The sequence below is a fragment of the Pseudomonas sp. MF5691 genome (assembly GCF_016405645.1).
Classification (GTDB): Bacteria; Pseudomonadota; Gammaproteobacteria; order Pseudomonadales; family Pseudomonadaceae; genus Aquipseudomonas; species Aquipseudomonas shahriarae.
The window spans coordinates 1-19,694 of record NZ_JAEKDC010000033.1 but is presented as its reverse complement, the minus strand read 5'-3'; the positions used below and the strand labels follow the sequence as shown (position 1 = coordinate 19,694).

Here is a 19,694-nt window from a genome sequence, read left to right as displayed (position 1 = left end):
CATGTTCAGCAGGGGGCCGGACCACTAAGAGGGTTGCTACGGGGCTTTTGGGGCGGCAGACAGGACGGGGAATATCAGTCGGAACGAGGTCACGCCACCCAGCACGCTGGTGGCCTCGGCCTGGCCCTGGTGCAGGCTGATGATCGAACGCACAATCGCCAGGCCCAGCCCGGTGCCGCCCTCGCTGCGGGCGCGGCTGTTGTCGGCGCGGTAGAAACGTTCGAACAGGTGGGGCAGGTGTTGCGCTTCAATGCCTGCGCCAGGGTTGCTCACGGTGAGTGAGACGCGCTGGTCGTGGCTGTCGATCTGCAATGCAATGCCAGAGCCGTGCGGGCTGTGGCGGATCGCATTGGACAGCAGGTTGGAAATGGCCCGCTGGATCATCAGCCGATCCCCCAGGACCCAGGCGTCGCCGGCCAGGTTCAGGCGCAACCCTTTGTCTTCGGCGCTCAAGGCAAACAGGTCCATGACCCGCAGCGCTTCATCCCGCAGGTTCACCGTGGTAAACGACACCCGCGCCGCCGGATGGCTGACCTGGGCGAGAAACAGCATGTCGGCGACGATCCGCGCTAAGCGGTCCAGCTCTTCGGTGCTGGACTCCAGCGCCGATTTGTACTCGTCGGGCGTCCGGGCGCGGGACAGTGTCACCTGGGCCTTGCCCATCAGGTTGGTCAGGGGCGCACGCAGTTCGTGGGCCAGGTCGTCGGAGAATTGCGACAACTGCTGCACACCGGCATCCAGCCGGTCGAGCATCACATTGATGCCCCGCGCCAGTTCGCTGAGTTCCCGGGGCAGATTCTCGACGGCCAGGCGATGGCTCAGGTCCTGGGTGGTGACTTTGCCGGCGACGCGGCTGAATTGCTGCAACGGTGCCAGCCCGCGCTGCACCAGCCACCAGGCGCCCATGCCGATCAGGATCAGCAACAGCGGCAGGGCGATAACCGTGGATTGCAGATAGGCACTGAGCAGCGCCTGGTCGTCGGAACGGTCCAGGGACAGCAACACCCGCACCTTCTCCCCGGTGTGCAGGGGCATCAGGCTCGACGCGCTGAGGATCTGGTTGCCGCGCCCATCGGTCCAGTTGAAAAAGCCCAGGGTCGGCCTGGCGGCAAAGTCGAGCAGCAAGGGTTCCTGGGGTTTGGCGCCGACGCTCAGCAGCACCGTACTGGCGGGCGACGGGCCGATGATGGTCAGGTAGAAATTGTCGTGGCCCATCACCAGGTCCAGCAGCGAATGGGGCCGGGCGCTGATGTCGCGGGTGTTGAGATCCTGCAGCAGGCTGTGCTGGATCTGCTCCATCTTGCTTTCCAGGCCCTTGCGCGCGAGGTTTTCCAGCTCGTGGGTGAGGGCCAGGTACGCCAGGGTCGCCAGCAACAGCACCAGGCCGGCGCCCATCAGGCTGACGGTGAGCCCCAGGCGCATGGATAAACTGCCAGGTCTCATTGGCGTGCTTCCAACACATAGCCCACGCCACGAATGGTATGGATCAACTTGACCTCGCTCTGGTCGTCGATCTTGGCCCGTAGCCGGCTGATCGACACCTCCACCACGTTGGTGTCGCAGTCGAAGTTCATGTCCCAGACCAGGGAAATGATCTGCGTGCGCGTCAGGACTTCGCCGCTCTGGCGCATCAAAACCTGCAGCAGCGTGAACTCCTTGGTGGTCAGGTCGATGCGCCGCGTGCCCCGGTACGCTCGGTGACGACGTGGGTCCAGCTCCAGGTCCGAGACGCGGAATACTTCCGGCAGCGCAATCGGCTCGCTGCGCCGCAGCAATGAACGCACCCTGGCCAGCAACTCGGGAAACTCGAAGGGTTTGACCAGGTAATCATCGGCGCCCATGTCCAGGCCCTTGATCTTGTCGGCCAGCCGGCCACGGGCGGTGAGCATCATCACCCGCAAGGTGTTGTTGCGGCGCAGTTGTTCCAGCACCTGCCAGCCGTCCTTGCCGGGCAGGTTGACGTCAAGGATCACCAGTTCGTAGCGGTGTTGCTCGGCCAGGTGCAGGCCGTCGATGCCGCTGGCGGCACAATCGACGACATAACCACTTTCACTCAAGCCTTGATGCAAGTAGTCGGCAGTTTTTGGCTCGTCCTCAACCACAAGGATACGCATGCAGATTGACCTCATACTGGTAAGCGGAAAGGCGACGGGAGCTACGCGAGATAAGGGCTGTAGTCCCAAAAGTAGGAAAATTCTGAGCCTTGAAGCTACTTCAGGGTCAAGGCGCATCCCGCGCAATCCTGCTGTTTGGGCACAGGTGCGACGATTGGTCGCTGTGGGCGGGGCTTTGACTCCACTGGGCAGGCAAAAAAAAGCGCCCGTGAGGGCGCTAAAAATTCATCTCCTTCCAAAGGAGCTCCACAAAAAAAGCTTCAAGAGATGAATGTGCTCGGAGTGCGCCGCTCAGGTCGAGGGCGCGGGTGTTTGCTGGGTTAGCACTTGGGTGCCATGGATCTGTTGCTGTTGCTGGCGAAATTCAGCCAGCAACTGACGGGAGCGCTCGCCGCCATCGTCGGCCAGCGCTGCGGTGGAGGCCGCAATGAGCAAACCGGTGAATAAACTATGCAGTACCTTCATCAACCTTCTCCGCAAAAGACCCGTGCCGTTAGTTGCCCAAAGCTACTCGGCCGGTCGATGCGGGCAGTATATGAAGTGCAACTTAACGAGAACGTGAGGCGCATATTACAGTTCTGACAGACTGCCAATTGTGAAGAAGTGCTAGTCAACGGCAAGTGAATGTAAGCACTTGCCGTTGGGGCCTATCAGAGGATGGCCAGCGGGTACTCCATGATCAGCCGGAACTCTTCCAGGTCTGATTCAAAGGCACTGGAGCGCACCGTGGCCTGGCGAATGCGCAGGGACAGGTCTTTCAAACTGCCGCCCTGAAATACATATTTGGCCTCGATGTCGCGCTCCCAGCGGCGCTGGTCAGTCAGCGGGTCGCCCGCGGCATCACGGCGCATATATACCGCGTTGGCGTTGCTGTAATCGGCGCCGGTGCCTTTGCCATAACGGGTCATGAACGATAGGCCGGGAATGCCGAAGGGCTGCATATCCAGGTCGTAGCGCAGCGCCCACGAGCGCTCCTTCGGCGAGTTGAAATCGCTGTACTGGATCGAGTTGTCGAGGAAGATCGAGTCCGACTGGCGCAGGTAGTCGAAGTCATTGTTGCCGTTGTTGCGCTGGTGCGAGAGGGCCAGGCGATGGGCGCCGACCTTGACCCCGAGCTTGGCACTCCAGATGTTGTTGTTGAGTTCGCCCAGCAGTTTTTTACCCTCGTCCTGGGTGTTGTAGTAGTTGAAACCGCCAAACAGCGAGACTTCTTCCGTCAGCGGATAGCTGGCGGCGGTGCCGAAGTAGTACTGGTCCCAGGCGTCTTTCAAGCGGCTGCTGTAGAGGCTGAGGCTCAGGTGCGGGTTCAACTGATAGTCGCCACCGAAGTAACCGACCCAGGGCGAGTTGAGGTTGCCGGCATAAAACGTCGCGAAGCCGTCACGCATACTGCTGCTGTTCGGCTGGCTCATGGCGTGCAAGCGTCCGCCCTGCAGGGTCAAGCCTTCCAGGCTGGTGTTTTCCAGGGTCACGCCGCGAAAGCTTTCCGGCAGCAGGCGTGAGTCGCCGTAATGCACCACCGGGGTTTGTGGAAAGACATCGCCGACTTTGACCACCGTATCCAACAGGCGCATTTTTACGGCACCGCCGAGTTTGCTGTAGTCGTCTTCAGGGCGATTGTCGCTGTCCACCGGCAACATGTCGAAGGAACCCCGGCCGCCGCTGCGCCCGGTGCCGGAGTCGAGCTTCAAGCCATACATCGCAAAGGCATCCAGGCCAAACCCTACAGTGCCTTGGGTGAACCCGGACTCGAACTTGCCGATCAGGCCCTGGGCCCACGCCTCTGAGTAGCCGTTGCCGGTCGGGCTGGACTGGCCTTTGCGGTCATCGCGGTTGAAGTAAAAGTTGCGTGCCAGCACGTTCAACGTACTGCCTTCGATAAAACCCTCGGGTTTATCTCCTGCGGCCATGCCCGCCAGCGGTGCAGCGCTGGCCAGTGCCGCAATGATGGAAAGGGAAAGTGTGCGGTTAGTACGCATGTATCGCTCCTCGGTGTTGGCAGCTATGAGCTTTTTAGTCGCCTGGGGCGTTCTTATTGGAGAGCTGTCCCTGATAAGGGGAGCCCGGCTCATAGTTGCAAACAGCGGATAACGCCGAGGTGGCATGCGCATTACAATTTTGCCAGCTCCACACGGGATGACGGATTGGCAATCCGCACGCGAGCCCCCTGAAACGCGGCGTTGGTTACCTTGGAGTCCCAGGTCCTGAGGCGGCCCCGTCACAACGGCTGTTGAGGGACTGAAAAAATAGTTGAGTCGAACACTCAAGCCCTCTTCAGAAAACGCCAGAAGCGCCGATGGTTAGATAAACCACTCATCTCTGCCCTCTGGTGTTCCTATGTTCAATACCCGCTTGAAGCAGGAGCTGTCCGCTCTTCGCGAAGAACTGTCCAGCCTTCAGCAGGTCCAGGAAAGCCTGGAGAGCGAGATGCTGGCCCTGAGCCTGGACCCCGAGGGCCGGATCGAGTCGGTCAACCAGAACTTCCTCGACGAAATGCTCTACAAATCCAGCGACCTGCTGGGCCATGCCATTCACGGGTTTGTGCCCGAGCATGTGAAACGCGATGAATTCCAGCAGCGCTTCAACAACGCCCTGAGCCGTGGCGAACACTATGCCGGCACCGTGCGCCTGTTGCGCGGCAACGGCAAGGAGGCGTGGTTGCGTTCCATCGTGCAGCCGGTGCGGAGCTCGGATGGGCGCATCAAGCGGTTTTCGGTGTACTCCAGCGACCTGACCCGCACCATCGAAGCCTCCCGCGAGCACGAAAACCTGATCACCGCCCTGGTGCGCTCCACGGCGGTGATCGAGTTTGACCTCAATGGCAACGTGCTGGCTGCCAACGAGCGTTTCCTGCAGGGCATGGGTTACAGCCTGGCGCAGATCCTGGGCAAGCCGCACCGTATGTTCTGTGAACCGCAGGATTACAACAGCGCCGAGTACCAGGCGTTCTGGAAGCGTTTGAACAGCGGTGAGTTTGTGGCCGGGCGCTTCAAGCGTGTCGACGCCCATGGTCGCGAGGTCTGGCTGGAAGCGTCCTATAACCCGGTACTGGATGCCAATAACCGGCTGTACAAAGTGGTCAAGTTCGCCACGCTGATCACCGACCAGATCAATCAGGAACGCGCGGTAGCCGAGGCCGCCAACATTGCCTACAGCACCTCGCTGCAAACCGACAGCAGCGCCCAGCGCGGTACCGCCGTGGTCACCCAGGCGGTGGAGGTGATGCGCGACCTGGCCAAACACATGGAACAGGCGGGTGAGGGGATCGAGGCCCTGAATGCTCAGTCCCAGGTGATTGGCAGTATCGTCAAGACCATCAGCGGGATTGCCGAGCAAACCAACCTGCTGGCGCTCAACGCCGCCATCGAAGCGGCCCGTGCCGGCGAGCAGGGGCGCGGGTTTGCGGTGGTGGCCGATGAAGTGCGGCAGTTGGCCTCGCGTACCAGCAAAGCCACTGAAGAAATCGTCGGCGTGGTGCGCCAGAACCAGGACATGGCCCGCGATGCCGTGGCGCTGATGACCGATGGCCGGCTGCAGGCCGAGCAGGGGCTGTCCCTGGCGGCCGAGGCCGGTACGGTGATCGTCGAGATCCAGGACGGCGCGCAGAAAGTAGTGAGTGCGGTTGGCCAGTTTGCCAATCAGTTATCCAGCTAGGCCGCAGGCCGGCTCAAAGGCAGGAGCTGTGTTTGTCAGGGGGCATGGACCTCGAACAGCAATAGGTCGAACCACTGCCCGTCGAGCAGGAACGCCTTGCGTGAATGCCCATACTGGGTAAAACCGCTGCGCTGCAACACCCGCAACGAACCCGGGTTCTCCGGGCGCACAGTGGCCTCGATGCGCTTGAGGGCGTGCTCGCCAAAGGCTTTTTGCAGGCCCAGTGCCACAGCTTGCCGGGCCAGGCCGCGCCCCGTGAACTCGGCCCCCATGCGATAGCCCAGGGACGCTGAGTGATAGTAGCGGCGGCGCACCTGGGTAAAGTTGATCCGCCCCACCAGCACGCCGTTCTCGCGGATCAGGTACTGATAGGCGCGGTCTTCACTGGCCTCCAGCAGCGCACTCTCGATGGCGCGCTGTACCCCTTCCACGTTGTAGTAAGCCTCGGGCCGGGCATTGATCCAACTTTCGAAAAAGGCCCGATTGGCCAGCTCGAACGCCAGCAGCTCGTTCACGTCATCCCACTGGGGGGGCGTCAATGTCAGGTTCATCCGTGGAAAACCTCGCGGTGGTGGTAGCGCATCCTTTCTTCTCACACTCGGGGCGCTGGTGGCAATGAGGCTGGGGTCATTGCGGTCCGGACCTGTTCTGCAGGCGGCTTGGATTTTCTGTAGGAGCGAGCTTGGTCCTACCGTTTCTATTGGCTTATCGGCCGAGCATCTTCACCCACCGCGAAGGCGGTATGCCAAAGGTGCTGCGAAACTGCCGGGTCATGTGGCTCTGGTCGGTGAACCCGGCGATCAGCGCCGCATCCACCAGTGACTGGCCCTGGCCCAGCAGGTTGCGCACCAGATCCAGGCGGCGCATGGTCAGGTAGCGATAGGGGCTGGTGCCGAACAACAGGCGAAAGTCCCGCGACAAGGCCCAGCGATCCCGCCCGCAGTGCGCGGCCATTTCATCCAGGGTGATGCTGCGCCCCAGGGCGCTGTGGATAAATTCCCGGGCCCGCTCGGCGGCCTGGTAATCAAACGTTTTGCGGCTGACGCTGATGCCCGACGCGTTGTTCAGGGCGTGGGCCAGGTCGAACAACGCGTCCTGCTCCTGCAGCGGGTCCAGCGGGCAGTCGAGCTGCTGCACAAAGGCCTGGCAGGCCCGGTGTAGCCATGGGTCGTTGGACAGCCCGTTGTGGATAAACGGCAACGGCTTGCCGCCGAGAACCTGCTGGATCTGCGCCGGCTCCACATAAATCATCCGGTACTTGAAGCCCTCGTCGCTGCCGGCCCAGCCATCGTGGACTTCGTCGGGGTGGATCACCATGGTCGTGCCCGGCAGGCTGTGGGTCTGGCCGCCGCGATAATGAAAGCTCTGCACACCGAACAGGGTATGGCCGATGGCGTACGTATCGTGGCGATGAGGGTCGAAGCCGAACCCGGAGAAATATGCCTCGATCCGCTCCAGGCCGCTGGCATGAGGCGCCCGGTGCAGCCAGTCGATATTTGCAGTGGGTTTGCCCATGGGATGTTTTCGAAATATGTCGGATGGAGTTACGTTAACTGAGTCTGGGGCGGTTGTCTGCCAGGGTCTTGAACGATTGTGCGCGGCTTCAACGGTGGCAGGCTGCTGACCGCTCGTGGTAATAAACCCTACATTTCAAATGTGAGGCAGGTTATGAGCAAGTTGCGGGTAGGTATTATTTTTGGTGGGCGTTCGGCCGAGCATGAAGTGTCCTTGCAGTCGGCACGCAACATCGTCGACGCCCTCGACCGCACGCGCTTCGAGCCGGTACTGATCGGCATCGACAAGGCCGGCCACTGGCACCTCAACGACACCTCGAACTTCCTGCTCAACCAGGAAAACCCGGCGTTGATCGCTCTCAACCAGTCCAACCGCGAACTGGCGGTGGTGCCGGGCAAGGCCAGCCAGCAACTGGTGGAAACCTCGGGCCAGGGCTTGCTGGAACACGTCGATGTGATCTTCCCCATCGTCCACGGCACCCTCGGCGAAGACGGTTGCCTGCAAGGCTTGCTGCGCATGGCGGACCTGCCGTTTGTGGGTTCCGACGTGCTGGGGTCGGCGGTGTGCATGGACAAGGACATCAGCAAGCGCCTGTTGCGTGATGCCGGTATCGCCGTGGCGCCCTTTATCACCCTTAACCGTGGCAACGCGGCACGCACAACCTTCGACCAGGCTCGGCAAAAGCTGGGGTTTCCCCTGTTCGTCAAACCGGCCAACCAAGGCTCCTCGGTGGGCGTGAGCAAGGTGGCTGACGAAGCCGAGTACCTGGCGGCGATTGAACTGGCCCTGGGTTTCGATGAAAAAGTGTTGGTGGAGTCTGCCGTCAAAGGCCGCGAAATCGAATGCGCGGTGCTGGGCAACGAGCATCCCATCGCCAGCGGTTGTGGTGAGATCGTGGTGCGTGACGGCTTCTATTCCTACGACAGCAAGTACATCGACGACCAGGCCGCCCAAGTGCTGGTGCCGGCGGACATCAGCGTCGAAGCCAGCGAACGCATTCGTGCCCTGGCCGTCGAGGCCTTTGAAGTGCTGGGCTGCGCCGGGCTGGCGCGGGTCGATGTGTTTCTTTGCGAGGACGGTGAAGTACTGATCAATGAGGTCAACTCACTGCCAGGGTTCACGCGCATCAGCATGTATCCCAAGCTGTGGCAGGCGGCGGGGATGAGCTACAGCGAACTGGTCAGCCGCCTGATCGAACTGGCGCTGGAGCGGCATGGGATGCGCAAGGGGCTGAAGATCAGTCGCTAAGCTTCAACCGCCATCGCCGGCAAGCCAGCTTCTACAGGGTATGGCGTATTCTGCCGTTAACTTTGTATGAGCCGGCTTGCTGGCGATGAGGCCCGTAAAGGCGATACAACCCTGGGTCAATCCCCCAACGCTTCCCCTTCACGACGCGGATCCGCGCCCCCACTCCAGGTCGCCTTACCCTGGGCATCGCGTACTCGCACGATGGCCTGGGTGCCGCTGGTCATCTCGATCTCGCTCAAGGTATGCCCTCGCTCCTTGAGCGCCGCCTTCAACGGCTCGCTGAACAGCCCTTGCTCCAGCTCGGTCGCGCCGTTGCGGCTGCCGAAGTTGGGCAGGCCGATGGCGGCTTGCGGGTCGAGGTTCCAGTCGAGCATGCCCACCAGGGATTTACTCACGTATTCGATGATCTGCGATCCGCCGGGGGAGCCGACCGTGGCCAGCAGTTCGCCACTTTGGCGGTCGAAGACCAGGGTCGGCGCCATGGACGAACGGGGGCGTTTGCCCGGCTCGATGCGGTTGGCCACCGGCTGGCCGTTTTCCTCGGGGATAAAGGAAAAGTCAGTCATCTGATTGTTCAGCAGGAAGCCCTGGACCATGACATGGGAACCGAACGCGGCTTCGATGGTGGTGGTCATCGACACTGCGCCACCCAGGTCATCCACGGCCACCACTTGCGAGGTGGAAATGCGCAGCGGCGAGCGATCCGGCGCGTAGGCCACTTGAACGCCCATCGGTTGGCCGGGCTTGGCCACGCCCATGCTGCGTTCGCCGATCAATCCTGCGCGGCTGGCCAGGTAGCCGGGGGCGACCAGGCCCGCGACCGGCACCGGCACGAAGTCCGTATCGGCGACGTATTGCCCACGGTCGGCGTAAGCCAGGCGATCAGCTTCGGCAATCAGATGCACCGCTTCGGGCACCGGTTCCAGGCCGGCGGCTGTCGCGCTCTTCACCGGCTTGAGCGGCGCCAGGGCCCAGCGTGGGTCGCGGGCTTCGAGGGCCTGCAAGGTGCCGAGGATCTGCGCAATGGCCACCCCGCCTGAAGAGGGCGGTGGCATGCCGCACACTTGCCAGCGCTTGTAGTCGGTACACAGCGGCGCGCGCTCCTTGGCGCGGTAGCCCTTGAGATCGTTCAGTGCAAGGCGCCCCGTGTTCTGATGCCCCTGGACCTTGCGTGCAATCTCCTCGGCGATCGGGCCGTGGTACAGCGCGTCGGGTCCTTCCTTGGCGATGCGCTTGAACACATTGGCCAGCGCCGGGTTTTTCAACAGGGTACCGGTGGCTTTCGGGCTGCCGTCGGCGTTGAGGAAGTACGCCGCCATGTCCGGTGACTGGCTGATGTAGCGGTCGGCGGCGATCAGGCTGTGCAGGCGCGGGGAAATCGCAAAGCCTTGCTCGGACAGCTGGATCGCCGGCGCAAACAACTGCGCCCAAGGCAGGCGGCCGCTGTGTTCGTGGGCCATCTTCAGCGCGCGCAGCACACCGGGGGTGGCGACTGAACGACCACCGATCTGCGCCTGGGCAAACGCCATCGGTGTGCCGTCGGCCTTCAACAACATATCGGCCGTGGCGCCGGCCGGGGCCGTTTCACGGCCGTCATAGGCCCGTACCTGCTTGCCATCCCACAGCATGATAAAGGCGCCACCACCGATCCCCGAGGACTGCGGCTCCACCAGTGTCAGCACCGCTTGCATGGCGATGGCCGCGTCAATCGCCGAGCCTCCCTGGCGCAGGATCTTGCGCCCGGCTTCGGCCGCCAGCGGGTTGGCCGCCGCCGCCATATGGCGTTCGGCGTGGCGTACCGTCATGTCCGTGCGATAACCCGAACCCAGCTCCGGGGCGGGCGGCAGGTCGGGGGTGCTGGTGCTGTTGCAGGCACCGAGGCTGAGGGCGGCGATGATCACCGAGAGGCTGGTAAGGCGCTGCAAGCGTAGGTTGAAAAGCACGCGCTGAACTCCGTTCATTTTGAGAATGATCTGTTGTCCCTGGGGTGATGCTTGGCGGGTAAAACGCACCTGGCAGATATCTGCGGGGAGGAGGGCGGACACTAACAGCGGGAGACAGGAGCGTCAAAATCCCCCCTCCGGCTTCGGCGTTCTCGGCCATCTTGGCCTATGACCAGGCGTGGCGCAGACAACAAATTTGTTTCAACCGCATGGGGTTGTTGCGAGATTTTTCAAAAACGTCTTTCTAAATGATAAGGATTTGCATTACGATCCTTGGCCTTTAATGCTCCACCATGGTGCATATTGGCCCAACAAGGACTGTTTGCAATGAAAACCCCTCCCTGCCTTTTCAGCTCTCTTTTCCTCACCGCCGGCGTGCTGATCGCCGCCCCCGTGTTGCAGGCAGAAGAGATTGGCGAGGTCGATAAACACGCCGTCACCGAACTCGATACCTCATTCGTCACCGCCACCGGCGGCGCCACGGACCTGCGCGACGCACCGGCCAGCGTCAGCGTGATTACCCGCGAAGAAATCGAGCGCCAGCCGGTGTACGACCTCAATACCCTGCTGCGGCGTGTACCCGGGGTCACCGGTGGCTTCGGCCCGGTGGGCGAGCAATCGAAAATCAAACTGCGTGGCCTGGACGACAAGTACACCTTGATCCTGGTGGACGGCAAACGCCTCGGTGGTTCCGGAGACTTGAGCTATCGCCGCGACCTGGCGCGCCAGGACCTGAACTGGATCACCCCGAACATGATTGAGCGCATCGAGATCGTGCGCGGCCCCATGTCGTCGCTGTACGGCTCGGATGCCATGGGCGGGGTGATCAACATCATCACGCGCAAGGTCTCGAGCACCTGGAGCGGTTCGGCCAACGTCAACACCACGATTCCCGAAGATTCCGACCGTGGCCAGACCACCCAGACCAGCCTCAACCTGTCCGGGCCGTTGACCGAGTCGGTGGGCCTGCGCCTGGGCGCCAACCTGACCCGGCGGGCCGCCGATGAGGTCACAGCGCGCCTGGATAAGGATGGCGAGTTCATGTACGGCGACGGCGCTGGCGGCGCCAAGGACCACAGCGTCAACGCCTTGCTCGACTGGAAAATCAATGACGAGCAAAGCCTGTCGTTCGAGGCCGTGCATGGCGTCGAGCGCTCCTGGTCGAGCAAAAAGACCTTTGGCGATTGGGGCGAAACCCTCGGCGCTGGCTTCGGTCCTGGGCGGTTGATTCGCGACAGCTACTCTGTGTCCCACAGTGGGGACTGGAGTTTCGGTACCTCGAAGGTCGACCTGTACCTGAACAAATTCAAGAACGACATCGACTGGGGCAAATCCAGCGCCGAAGAGAAAATCGCCGAAGGCAGCCTGAACATTCCGTTTGAGTTGTTGCTCAGCCAGCGCATGACCGTGGGCGGGCAGTGGAAGCGTGAAGAACTGACCAACAGCGACACCCTGGGCACGGTGCCTGTGGACTACCAGGGCGCTGCGGTTTCCGGTTCGTCGCTCAAGGGTGACTACTCGGCCGCGTTTATCGAAGATGAGTTGTACCTGCTCGACAACCTGGCCCTGACCCTGGGCAACCGTTTCGACCACAGTCAAGACTATGGCAACCACAACAGCCCGCGGGCGTACCTGGTCTACCATCCGCACCCGGACTGGACCGTGCGCGGCGGTGTGTCCAAGGGCTTCCGTGCGCCAAGCCTGAAAGAGGGCAGCGCCGGTGCCGCCACTGAATCCGGCGGTCGCGGTTGCGGCTCCTTGAAACCCCTGGGTTATGTGAGCGGCAGTTGCTGGATGGCCGGTAACCCGAACCTGTCGCCAGAGACCAGCGTCAACAAGGAAATAGGCGTGTCCTTCGACCGTGACGGTTGGGAGGCCAGCCTGACCTACTTCCACACCGACTTCGAAGACAAGATCGAATACGCGCCACTGGGCCAGTTCCAGGGTCGCTGGTGGACCATGCTGGAAAACGTCGAAGAAGCGCGCACCCGCGGCTGGGAAGGCTCGGTTCGCGTACCACTGACTGACTCCCTGGACTGGCGCACCAACGCCACCTACATGCTGGAGAGCAAAAACCTGTCTACCGGCGAAGACCTGATCAGCGCGCCCAAGTTGTCGGCTTTCAGTGCAATCAACTGGCAAGCCACCGACACACTCAACACCGAACTGTCGGCGCAGCATGTCGGCAAGCAGCGGGGTGTGGGTAACGACTTCGTCAAGTCCTACACCACCTACGACCTGACGGCGAACCTGGCCGTGACCAAGTGGTTGACGCTCAATGGTGGCGTGCAGAACTTGCTGGATGAAGATGCGCGGGATGGTTCGACGACGTTCTATGTGCCGGGCCGGGCGTTTTTTGCCGGGGCTACGACTTACTTTTGAGGTGTAGCCATGCCCCGCGAGCAACAGCTGCTCGCGGGCTTGCTGATGGCTCAGTCCATTTTAGGATTGATCAGGCGCCATTGATCTGAAGGTAGGCACGTGCCTTGCCTTCGGTTTTGAATCCTAAGTGCGTTAACAGACGCGCGCTGCGCAGGTTCTCCGGTCGGTCATTGGCCATGGTCCGGTACAGCTTCCTACCCTCGATGCTCATCGCTATCGCGCATCAGCACGTGCAAGGCCTCGCCGCTGGCGGCTTTGTGCTCCATCAACCGCAGCCGTTCAGTCACGGCATCAAGGTTGAAAAATCCATCATCTCGCAGCGGTTCCCACGGTTGGAGATAGGTACGATTTTCCAGCAAATAAGTGTGCATTGTTGCCGCATGAGATGCATGGGCCGTGCGCAGTACCAACCGATGGGTCGTCAGGGGATCAACAAGGGGAGCTGCCTTGTTACCTTTCAACGTTCACCTCGGATCATTTGGTGATAAAGGTAGCGATAGAGCCGTTGCGGGCGAGCCCGCCTGATGGCGCAAATCTTTCACATAACTCTTGCCTGGCCATTGTTCGGTTTGCTCGCGATCAAGGCTGGCAACGGCGCGGTTTGGCGCTTGGGGAGTAGCATGGTTGATGGGAGCCATTGTCTTTGGCGGTGTACGCTAGGTGAGTTAGCACTCAGAGCCGGCATGACGATGCGCAAAGGCAAAAAAGCGAGCCGGTTAAGGCTCGCCAAAGGGAGGTAAACGGTCAGTTGGCCAACAGTTTTCCGCTGAGCAGGCTGGTCAGGGTTTTCACCAGCAGCACGCTCAGTGCCACAGTGAGGAACAGCAGGATCACAGCGGCGATGACCACCAACACGGTGCTGTCCTGGGCATGTGCATATTTCAACGCTGCGTTGCTCAGCGCTGCGATGGGGAAGCTGATTGCCCACCACGAAGGGGCAAAAGGCACATCCCGACGGAACACTTTGAAGCTCAACACCACGAACAGGAACAGGCCGAAGTAGAACAACACGCTGGCAAACCGGTCGATCTCGCCGGACACGTTGGTGTAGGCCAGAAAACCTACTTCAAAGGGGGCAATCAGGATCATCAGCGAAGGCACCATGCCTTTGGCCGGAGCGGCCTCATGCACCAGCCGCGAAAAGATTCGGGTGAAGAATACCAGCGCCAGCACCGCACCCACGGCGAGGGCAAACAGGTTGAACTCAGTCGCCCAGGCCATCGGCATATGCGCACCGGTTACCGCGATATCAAGGGTGGCAACGCCTGGAATCAGCCAGGCAGGTACGGCATTCAACGGGTCCTGATTGCCCGACAACAGACGGTAAACCACGAAGCCTGCGAGCAGCACCGTCAGTGCGCTGCCTAGTATCCAGAGAGCCTGTCCGAGCCATTCGTTGTGGGCCCCCGCGACTGCCGAAAGCAACAGCAGTGCAATGGTGACGGTGCCAAAAAAGTTGCTGGCAATCGGGTGGTTGAACTCGGCCTTGACTGCTGCTGGATGTTTCACCCATTTGGTCAGGTAACCCAGGGTCAACAGCACGAATACCAGGCCGGCCAGCGCGCCAATGGCCTCACCCAAGCTGCCGCCGACGCCGTAATACTGACCACTCAAGCGCCAAGCCAGGGCCAGGCCGGCCAAACCCATCACTGAGCCGAATAAATTGATAGGCAGGTTTTTGATCGAAGTTTTGCTGACGGTTACCGTTCGAGCGGTATCGACGGCGGGGGGGTATGCAGTGTTCATGCTAGTCTCTTGATTGACTGAATTTGCTGTTGTGGCTATTTTCAGCCAAATAACCATTGGCTGAAATGGTCATCAGGCGATGAATTCAGCCAATTATTCGACAAGGACAGACATCATGCGTATCACCCTCCTGGCATTCCCTCGTGTGCAACTGCTGGACGTCGCCGGGCCCGCCGATATCTTTGCTGAAGCCGCCAAGCAACTGGGGAACCCGCGTGCCTATCGGGTCGAAGTCATCGGTACCAGCAAGGGCCTGATCAAAACCTCAAGTGGTTTGAAGCTTGGCATTGATGAAACCTTCGAAACATATAAGGGCAAGGTCGACACCTTGCTCGTGGCCGGCAGCCCACATATCAACGAAATCGCGCATGACCCTGCGTTGCAAGATTGGCTACGCCGGCAAGCCAAATCCGTCCGTCGTATCGGCTCAGTCTGTAGCGGTGCTTTTTTGCTGGCCGCCGCAGGTCTGCTCGACGGGCGCCGTGTCACCACCCATTGGAATTCCAGCGCAAGGCTTGCCAAGGAGTATCCGCACACCCACGTCGATCCGGATAGCATCTTTATCAAGGACGGCAACATCTACACGTCGGCGGGTGTTACGGCGGGCATGGACCTGGCGTTGGCGCTGGTCGAAGAAGATTACGGCAGAGAATTGGCGCTCAGCGTGGCCCGTGAAATGGTGATGTTCTTCAAGCGGCCTGGCGGGCAATCGCAGTTCAGCGCGCAACTGGCAGCGCAAACCGCCGAACGCAGCGTGATCCGGGACGTGCAGGAATATGTGGTGGAGCACCTGAAGGCCGACTTGAGCGTCCCTGCCTTGGCCGCCCGCGCCGGTATGAGTGAGCGAAACTTCGCCCGTACCTTCAAGGCTGAAGCCGGCTCGACCCCGGCCGAATTTGTCGAATTGGCCCGCATTGATGCGGCCAGACGGCTGATTGAAGATGCCGATGTTTCACTTAAACGCTTGGCCGATACAGTCGGTTATGCCAATGCGGACGGGTTCAGAAGGGCATTTATGCGCCGTCTCGGCGTTGGGCCAAGTGATTATCGAAAGCGGTTTTCATTGATGTGATGCGTGAGTGGCCCAATGCGCTAGGCATGCCAGTAATTTTCAGAACGATCGGAGATCAGGTTATGACGGACAAGGCTCTGGCGCCGGATCAAGAACTATGGCGTTCATGGACGCCCGCTGAGTTGGCTGTTCGCCTGAAGACCGTCTCGCTCCCCTGGTGCGTTGTCGGCGGGTGGGCGCTTGACCTATGGCACGGCGAAAAGACGAGGGAGCATGACGATATAGAGTTCACCCTGTTGCGAGACGATTTTTCGGAGTTCCGGCACGCGCTTGGCGACCTTGATATGTACACCGCGAAGGCCGGAGTGCTCACTTTTCTTCCCGTGGGTCAAATCCCAGGATTAGACATTCAGCAGGTGTGGTGTTTCGACCCTGTTGCTCAAGCCTGGCGGGTGGACATGATGATTGAATCAGGAAGCCCTGAAGTATGGGTATACAAACGGGATGGGTCTATCCGGTTTCCCCGTACCGAAATGTTGTATCTGAGCAGTGAAGGCATTCCATATTTAAGGCCTGCGGCGATCCTCTTGTTCAAAGCCCTGCACGTGCGGCCAAAGGATGAGGAGGATTTTCACAAGGCCTTGCCGACTCTGCCCGATGAGGAGGTGGCGTGGCTGAGGCGGCATTTGCTGAAGCTTCATCCGGGGCATCACTGGATAACCCATTGATCAACAATTGCCTGCTGCATTGGGTTCTCCTTTTTGAGGGCGTATCGCCACACTTCTGTGGTCTCGATGCGTCGAGCAATAGCAAGCTCCTGAGCGACCCTGGTTTGAGCCTCGGCCATTCGCATCTCCAGCTCACGCTTTACTGAGCGAACTTGAGCGCAGGGGCAGGGCTGCGAGTGCTCGGCATAGATTGCCATGGCCTTTTCGTAGCTGTCGGTGTTGAGGAAATCATTCTCGTATGCGCCCTGAACTTTTGCCCTGCCACCTTCGATCCCAGAGAGTGCAATTGCGACAGCGAGCGAATTGTTGTGGCCGCACTCCTCGACGGGAAAACCACGTAGCAGGATATCCGCGACGCCCTTCAACACTGGAGGTGGCAGCTTCTCAAGGTAGTAAGCAGCAGCGGGCGGTGCGTCGCCTTGATAGTCTTTTTCGTCAATTGCGATCTGCGCCAGTTGGACGAGAAAACGGGTGCAGTTGGCGTGAGATAGAAAGAATGAGTCCGCGATCTGGGACGAGTGCCAGCAAAGAATAAGCAGTTCGCGAAGCGTCTCTTCTGATGGGATGCCTTCATCGATGATGGTCTGCGCCCGAGCTTCCGCCATGTGCTATTGAAGCATGCGTGTGGGCCTACACAGAGGGGAAGGATGGGGTAGAGGTAGACAGCCAGAAACAAGAAAGCCCGCACGAGGCGGGCTTCTTGAGGTGATTCATAGACTGCTGTAGACATCTATGGATCGGTACTTGGTGGTACACAGACATTTGAACTGGTGGCGTAAGCTGCTGCTTTAGTTGGTTATTTTCGTTTTCGTATTTTAAGGGGATACACCTGGGGATACACGGCGCTGTCTGCTGTGGTGTTTTTGGCCCATTTCACGCTGGCTGAAAAGGCCATCTAGGTTCGTCGCTCCATCCCCGACGAACGGTAGCGTCATGGTGGCAAACCCGCTCAAGTGCAGAGGTGTGGTCGTCACCACCACTCCTTTGATGGATCAGTCCATAAGTGGCCCGATTATCTCGTTCCTCACTTTTGAGGAGCCATCGCCACACTCTTGCGGCGATGGTGCTGGCGCCGTGTGGCAGCTCCACCACACAGAGGCGTTCTTGCCATTTCCCCGCGCCAGCACCACCCCGGATCAGGGTAGTGGTCATCAAGTTGCGTCAGCCTTAAGTGGCATAGGGAGGGGCTATTTCCGCTCACAGTTTCTTTATATCGATGCTTATGGTTTTTCCAGCGGCTCAGGTATGAACCCTTGCTCCCTGAGTGACTTGATCACACCTCTAATTAGATAATTGTTAGAAAATCCGATTGTGTACTGCCTCGCGCCTGCGCTTAGCGGTAAAAGCATCCCTTGGTCTACCAGTTTTTTGATCAGGTAAGTCCGTTGATTGCTCGTCTGCTGAGGGAGTACGGCTGCTACATCAGCAGATTTTACGACCTTCAATTTTATTGCGGCCGACAGCACTGCCTCTTCCGTCTCAGTGATCCATTCTCGCTCCCGTGCGAAGGCCACAGCAGGGACGAGTATGCATTTGGTCAGATATGCGTAGTCCGTGAGGCGATCGACTTTCTCCAGCTCAGTACGAATGCCTTCCAGCACATATGTACACCACTCCTCTAGTCCTTCCTTTGTTCCTTTGTCGGCGGTGGCCAGCATTGCGTAATAGCGCTCACGATCATTACAGAATACGGCCGTAGGATTTAGGACGCGGCCTCCTGTGCTGACGTTGAAACCATATTTCATCAGGAGTGCGTAGGTCAGCAGCCTGACCACGCGACCATTGCCATTGCCGAATGGATGTATCCATCCAAATCTATGGTGAGCGAGTGCGACCTTCATGAGGTCATATTTCGGGGAGTCTTCGTGATTCACGAATTCGACAAGTTCCTGCATATAAGCCTGAACCTGGATGAAATCGGGTGGTAGGTGATCAGACTGGGATATTCTGACACCCCCGCTGCGATAGGCTCCTGGCGTCTTGTCGCCTTCACGAACCAGATCGTCTACGGTCATCGCGTGTAGCTCGCGAATCGCCTGCTCGGTAAGCGCAGCGCCTGGCGTCATGATCTGCTCAATGTAATCCATTGCCTTTTCAATATTGGCAACCTCGCGCAATTGATCAGTGTCCTGGGCCTTACCTTCTACCTTGCTATCTATGTAGTCCGCCAAAGTAGTGTGGTTGCCTTCTATCCGCGCAGAGCCGAGGCTTTCCAGCGCATGGAAAAGCGACTTGAGTTGGTAGAACACCTGCGGCGGCGTATCGCCTTCAAGCCTTAGACGACGCAGATGCTCCAGCTCGCTCAGTACATCGACTAGGTCCGAGTCGAAGGAGGGATTGAGAAGCTCAAGGTCGTGGTGGGTAAACGTAGGCATATAGAAAATTATCTCAAACCGGCCGAAAAATTATCTTGAAAAAAACCAGGGAGACCACCGTAATTAACGGTATGCGCTTAGCATACGCTAAACATTATCTGGAATTCAGCCTTAAGCTAACTCAAAAATGAGTAATGATTAAGTGAGAAACCTCGGTAGTTAGCGGGGTTTCTACGGCTAGGACACGCTTTCAGCACGTCGGGATGATGACGCCTCTGAGCGTAGTGATCGGCGTCAGCCTTCAAGTCAGCCAGCAATGGCTGACCTCCCATTCCGGTATGGCAGGTACTTGAAAAACTACCGAGGCCACGACAGTTCCATTTTCCGCCTACAAGCGCATTTCCCTGATGACTCGTCTTGGCTCAGTTCCCCGCGAAAGTGCGCGTCGGGCGTCCTTGGTGAGCTGATCAAGGGCTTGTTCCTCGAATGCCGCCGCCAATGCGCTGGCCTTCCTGACAATCAACAGCGCCAGCTCCGGCGGAAACACCACCTTGTCGGCGGGTAGATAATCACAGTCAATAACGGACACGGCTCTATCCTCGGTGCGCGGTTGATGCTGGCGCCGGAATGAAGCGGGCCAGCAGATGACCTGCAGATGTTACCAGCGGAACGTGAGCAACTACCTGGAAACCGGGGGTTGGCCAAGCTGGCAAGTCGACCGGTTTCCGCTCCAGGGTGAGCAACTCGTTCACCACCTGCTCCGACCTGCTGTCAGGTCGCTGGAAGCCTCGGAAAATACTTGACGAGCATCAAGCACCAGCACGCCACCTTTAACGTTGGAAGCCGCGCATTGCTTGGGCTGCGGGCAACTTGCCCGTGTTCTATCGTCGGAAATCCGTCTAGGGCCTGTCTAGGCTCTGTACGTAAAGTATTGTCGCAAGCACCGCATAGCGCAGGCCAATGAGACCATCGCCGCAAAACTTGTTGCGAGCTTGTCGAAGCGCGTCACGATGCGACGGTTCTCCTTCAGCCAGCCA

17 protein-coding genes and 2 pseudogenes are annotated in these 19,694 nt (G+C 59.6%); 6 read left to right on the top strand and 13 right to left on the bottom strand.

Features of this window, described 5'->3' with window-relative positions; translation table 11 throughout:
• Positions 1–36 precede the first annotated feature (36 nt).
• The 4 genes from JFT44_RS26685 to JFT44_RS26670 all read right to left on the bottom strand — a co-directional run bounded on the left by JFT44_RS26685 (position 37) and on the right by JFT44_RS26670 (position 4,093).
• The gene (locus JFT44_RS26685; RefSeq protein ID WP_198831420.1) at positions 37–1,443 is read right to left on the bottom strand and encodes a heavy metal sensor histidine kinase; all 1,407 of its coding nucleotides are present in this window, start codon (positions 1,441–1,443) and stop codon (positions 37–39) included.
• Positions 1,440–2,114, bottom strand: coding sequence for a heavy metal response regulator transcription factor (locus JFT44_RS26680; RefSeq protein WP_057958269.1), 675 nt, complete (start codon positions 2,112–2,114; stop codon positions 1,440–1,442). Before JFT44_RS26680 ends, JFT44_RS26685 begins: the two co-directional genes overlap by 4 nt.
• A 291-nt stretch (positions 2,115–2,405) precedes the next feature.
• On the bottom strand, positions 2,406–2,579 hold the full coding sequence (locus tag JFT44_RS26675; RefSeq protein ID WP_162947689.1) for a hypothetical protein: 174 nt from the start codon (positions 2,577–2,579) through the stop codon (positions 2,406–2,408).
• A 185-nt stretch (positions 2,580–2,764) separates the two neighbouring features.
• On the bottom strand, positions 2,765–4,093 hold the full coding sequence (locus tag JFT44_RS26670; protein ID WP_057958270.1) for an OprD family porin: 1,329 nt from the start codon (positions 4,091–4,093) through the stop codon (positions 2,765–2,767).
• Positions 4,094–4,451: 358 nt separating this feature from the next.
• On the opposite strand from JFT44_RS26670, the pseudogene JFT44_RS29255 reads away from it, so the two are divergent.
• Positions 4,452–5,228, top strand: a pseudogene (locus tag JFT44_RS29255) (PAS domain-containing protein); the annotation flags it as partial.
• Between the two features lie 108 nt (positions 5,229–5,336).
• Entirely contained in the window at positions 5,337–5,768 is a 432-nt protein-coding gene (locus JFT44_RS29250) for a methyl-accepting chemotaxis protein (RefSeq protein WP_374068306.1), read from the top strand.
• A 35-nt stretch (positions 5,769–5,803) separates the two neighbouring features.
• Here JFT44_RS29250 and JFT44_RS26660 read toward each other — a convergent pair whose 3' ends face one another.
• Both JFT44_RS26660 and JFT44_RS26655 read right to left on the bottom strand, forming a co-directional pair.
• On the bottom strand, positions 5,804–6,319 hold the full coding sequence (locus JFT44_RS26660) for a GNAT family N-acetyltransferase (RefSeq protein WP_057442037.1): 516 nt from the start codon (positions 6,317–6,319) through the stop codon (positions 5,804–5,806).
• 154 nt (positions 6,320–6,473) lie between these two features.
• Positions 6,474–7,283, bottom strand: coding sequence for an AraC family transcriptional regulator (locus JFT44_RS26655; RefSeq protein WP_057442033.1), 810 nt, complete (start codon positions 7,281–7,283; stop codon positions 6,474–6,476).
• Positions 7,284–7,436: 153 nt separating this feature from the next.
• Here JFT44_RS26655 and ddlA point away from each other — a divergent pair, with 153 nt between their 5' ends.
• Positions 7,437–8,531: a D-alanine--D-alanine ligase gene (gene ddlA, locus JFT44_RS26650; RefSeq protein WP_198818046.1), complete on the top strand. Its 1,095-nt coding sequence runs from the start codon at positions 7,437–7,439 to the stop codon at positions 8,529–8,531.
• Positions 8,532–8,647: 116 nt separating this feature from the next.
• On the opposite strand, the gene ggt is transcribed toward ddlA, so the two are convergent.
• Positions 8,648–10,492 (bottom strand): gamma-glutamyltransferase, encoded by a 1,845-nt coding sequence (ggt, locus tag JFT44_RS26645; RefSeq protein ID WP_120731604.1) that lies wholly within the window; start codon positions 10,490–10,492, stop codon positions 8,648–8,650.
• A gap of 309 nt (positions 10,493–10,801) precedes the next feature.
• Between ggt and JFT44_RS26640 the strand changes: the two genes are divergently transcribed.
• On the top strand, positions 10,802–12,856 hold the full coding sequence (locus JFT44_RS26640; RefSeq protein WP_057442027.1) for a TonB-dependent receptor domain-containing protein: 2,055 nt from the start codon (positions 10,802–10,804) through the stop codon (positions 12,854–12,856).
• 194 nt (positions 12,857–13,050) lie between these two features.
• Here the strand turns inward: JFT44_RS26640 and JFT44_RS26635 are convergent, their stop codons facing one another.
• On the bottom strand, positions 13,051–13,317 hold the full coding sequence (locus tag JFT44_RS26635) for a hypothetical protein (RefSeq protein ID WP_233093299.1): 267 nt from the start codon (positions 13,315–13,317) through the stop codon (positions 13,051–13,053).
• 283 nt (positions 13,318–13,600) lie between these two features.
• The gene (locus tag JFT44_RS26630; protein WP_198831418.1) at positions 13,601–14,602 is read right to left on the bottom strand and encodes an SLAC1 anion channel family protein; all 1,002 of its coding nucleotides are present in this window, start codon (positions 14,600–14,602) and stop codon (positions 13,601–13,603) included.
• Between the two features lie 115 nt (positions 14,603–14,717).
• Between JFT44_RS26630 and JFT44_RS26625 the strand changes: the two genes are divergently transcribed.
• Together JFT44_RS26625 and JFT44_RS26620 are read left to right on the top strand one after the other, a co-directional pair.
• Entirely contained in the window at positions 14,718–15,674 is a 957-nt protein-coding gene (locus JFT44_RS26625) for a GlxA family transcriptional regulator (protein ID WP_057958274.1), read from the top strand.
• Between the two features lie 62 nt (positions 15,675–15,736).
• Positions 15,737–16,342: a nucleotidyltransferase domain-containing protein gene (locus tag JFT44_RS26620; protein WP_057958356.1), complete on the top strand. Its 606-nt coding sequence runs from the start codon at positions 15,737–15,739 to the stop codon at positions 16,340–16,342.
• Here JFT44_RS26620 and JFT44_RS26615 read toward each other — a convergent pair.
• From JFT44_RS26615 to JFT44_RS26600, 4 genes and pseudogenes are all read right to left on the bottom strand, one after another.
• Complete coding sequence (locus JFT44_RS26615; protein WP_057958275.1) at positions 16,324–16,947, bottom strand: hypothetical protein; 624 nt, start codon at positions 16,945–16,947, stop codon at positions 16,324–16,326. The genes JFT44_RS26620 and JFT44_RS26615 overlap by 19 nt on opposite strands.
• Before the next feature lie 615 nt (positions 16,948–17,562).
• Positions 17,563–18,717, bottom strand: a complete 1,155-nt coding sequence (locus JFT44_RS26610; protein ID WP_198831417.1) for a Fic family protein — start codon at positions 18,715–18,717, stop codon at positions 17,563–17,565.
• A 328-nt stretch (positions 18,718–19,045) separates the two neighbouring features.
• Positions 19,046–19,246, bottom strand: a complete 201-nt coding sequence (locus JFT44_RS26605) for a hypothetical protein (RefSeq protein WP_198831416.1) — start codon at positions 19,244–19,246, stop codon at positions 19,046–19,048.
• 321 nt (positions 19,247–19,567) lie between these two features.
• Positions 19,568–19,694, bottom strand: a pseudogene (locus JFT44_RS26600) (IS5/IS1182 family transposase); the annotation flags it as partial.

Bases quoted from the DNA above. Each gene is read 5' to 3' on its own strand.
- JFT44_RS26685 (WP_198831420.1), bottom strand. From the start codon at position 1,443: ATGAGACCTGGCAGTTTATCCATGCGCCTGGGGCTCACCGTCAGCCTG.
- JFT44_RS26680 (WP_057958269.1), bottom strand. From the start codon at position 2,114: ATGCGTATCCTTGTGGTTGAGGACGAGCCAAAAACTGCCGACTACTTG.
- JFT44_RS26675 (WP_162947689.1), bottom strand. From the start codon at position 2,579: ATGAAGGTACTGCATAGTTTATTCACCGGTTTGCTCATTGCGGCCTCC.
- JFT44_RS26670 (WP_057958270.1), bottom strand. From the start codon at position 4,093: ATGCGTACTAACCGCACACTTTCCCTTTCCATCATTGCGGCACTGGCC.
- JFT44_RS29250 (WP_374068306.1), top strand. From the start codon at position 5,337: ATGCGCGACCTGGCCAAACACATGGAACAGGCGGGTGAGGGGATCGAG.
- JFT44_RS26660 (WP_057442037.1), bottom strand. From the start codon at position 6,319: ATGAACCTGACATTGACGCCCCCCCAGTGGGATGACGTGAACGAGCTG.
- JFT44_RS26655 (WP_057442033.1), bottom strand. From the start codon at position 7,283: ATGGGCAAACCCACTGCAAATATCGACTGGCTGCACCGGGCGCCTCAT.
- ddlA (WP_198818046.1), top strand. From the start codon at position 7,437: ATGAGCAAGTTGCGGGTAGGTATTATTTTTGGTGGGCGTTCGGCCGAG.
- ggt (WP_120731604.1), bottom strand. From the start codon at position 10,492: ATGAACGGAGTTCAGCGCGTGCTTTTCAACCTACGCTTGCAGCGCCTT.
- JFT44_RS26640 (WP_057442027.1), top strand. From the start codon at position 10,802: ATGAAAACCCCTCCCTGCCTTTTCAGCTCTCTTTTCCTCACCGCCGGC.
- JFT44_RS26630 (WP_198831418.1), bottom strand. From the start codon at position 14,602: ATGAACACTGCATACCCCCCCGCCGTCGATACCGCTCGAACGGTAACC.
- JFT44_RS26625 (WP_057958274.1), top strand. From the start codon at position 14,718: ATGCGTATCACCCTCCTGGCATTCCCTCGTGTGCAACTGCTGGACGTC.
- JFT44_RS26620 (WP_057958356.1), top strand. From the start codon at position 15,737: ATGACGGACAAGGCTCTGGCGCCGGATCAAGAACTATGGCGTTCATGG.
- JFT44_RS26615 (WP_057958275.1), bottom strand. From the start codon at position 16,947: ATGGCGGAAGCTCGGGCGCAGACCATCATCGATGAAGGCATCCCATCA.
- JFT44_RS26610 (WP_198831417.1), bottom strand. From the start codon at position 18,717: ATGCCTACGTTTACCCACCACGACCTTGAGCTTCTCAATCCCTCCTTC.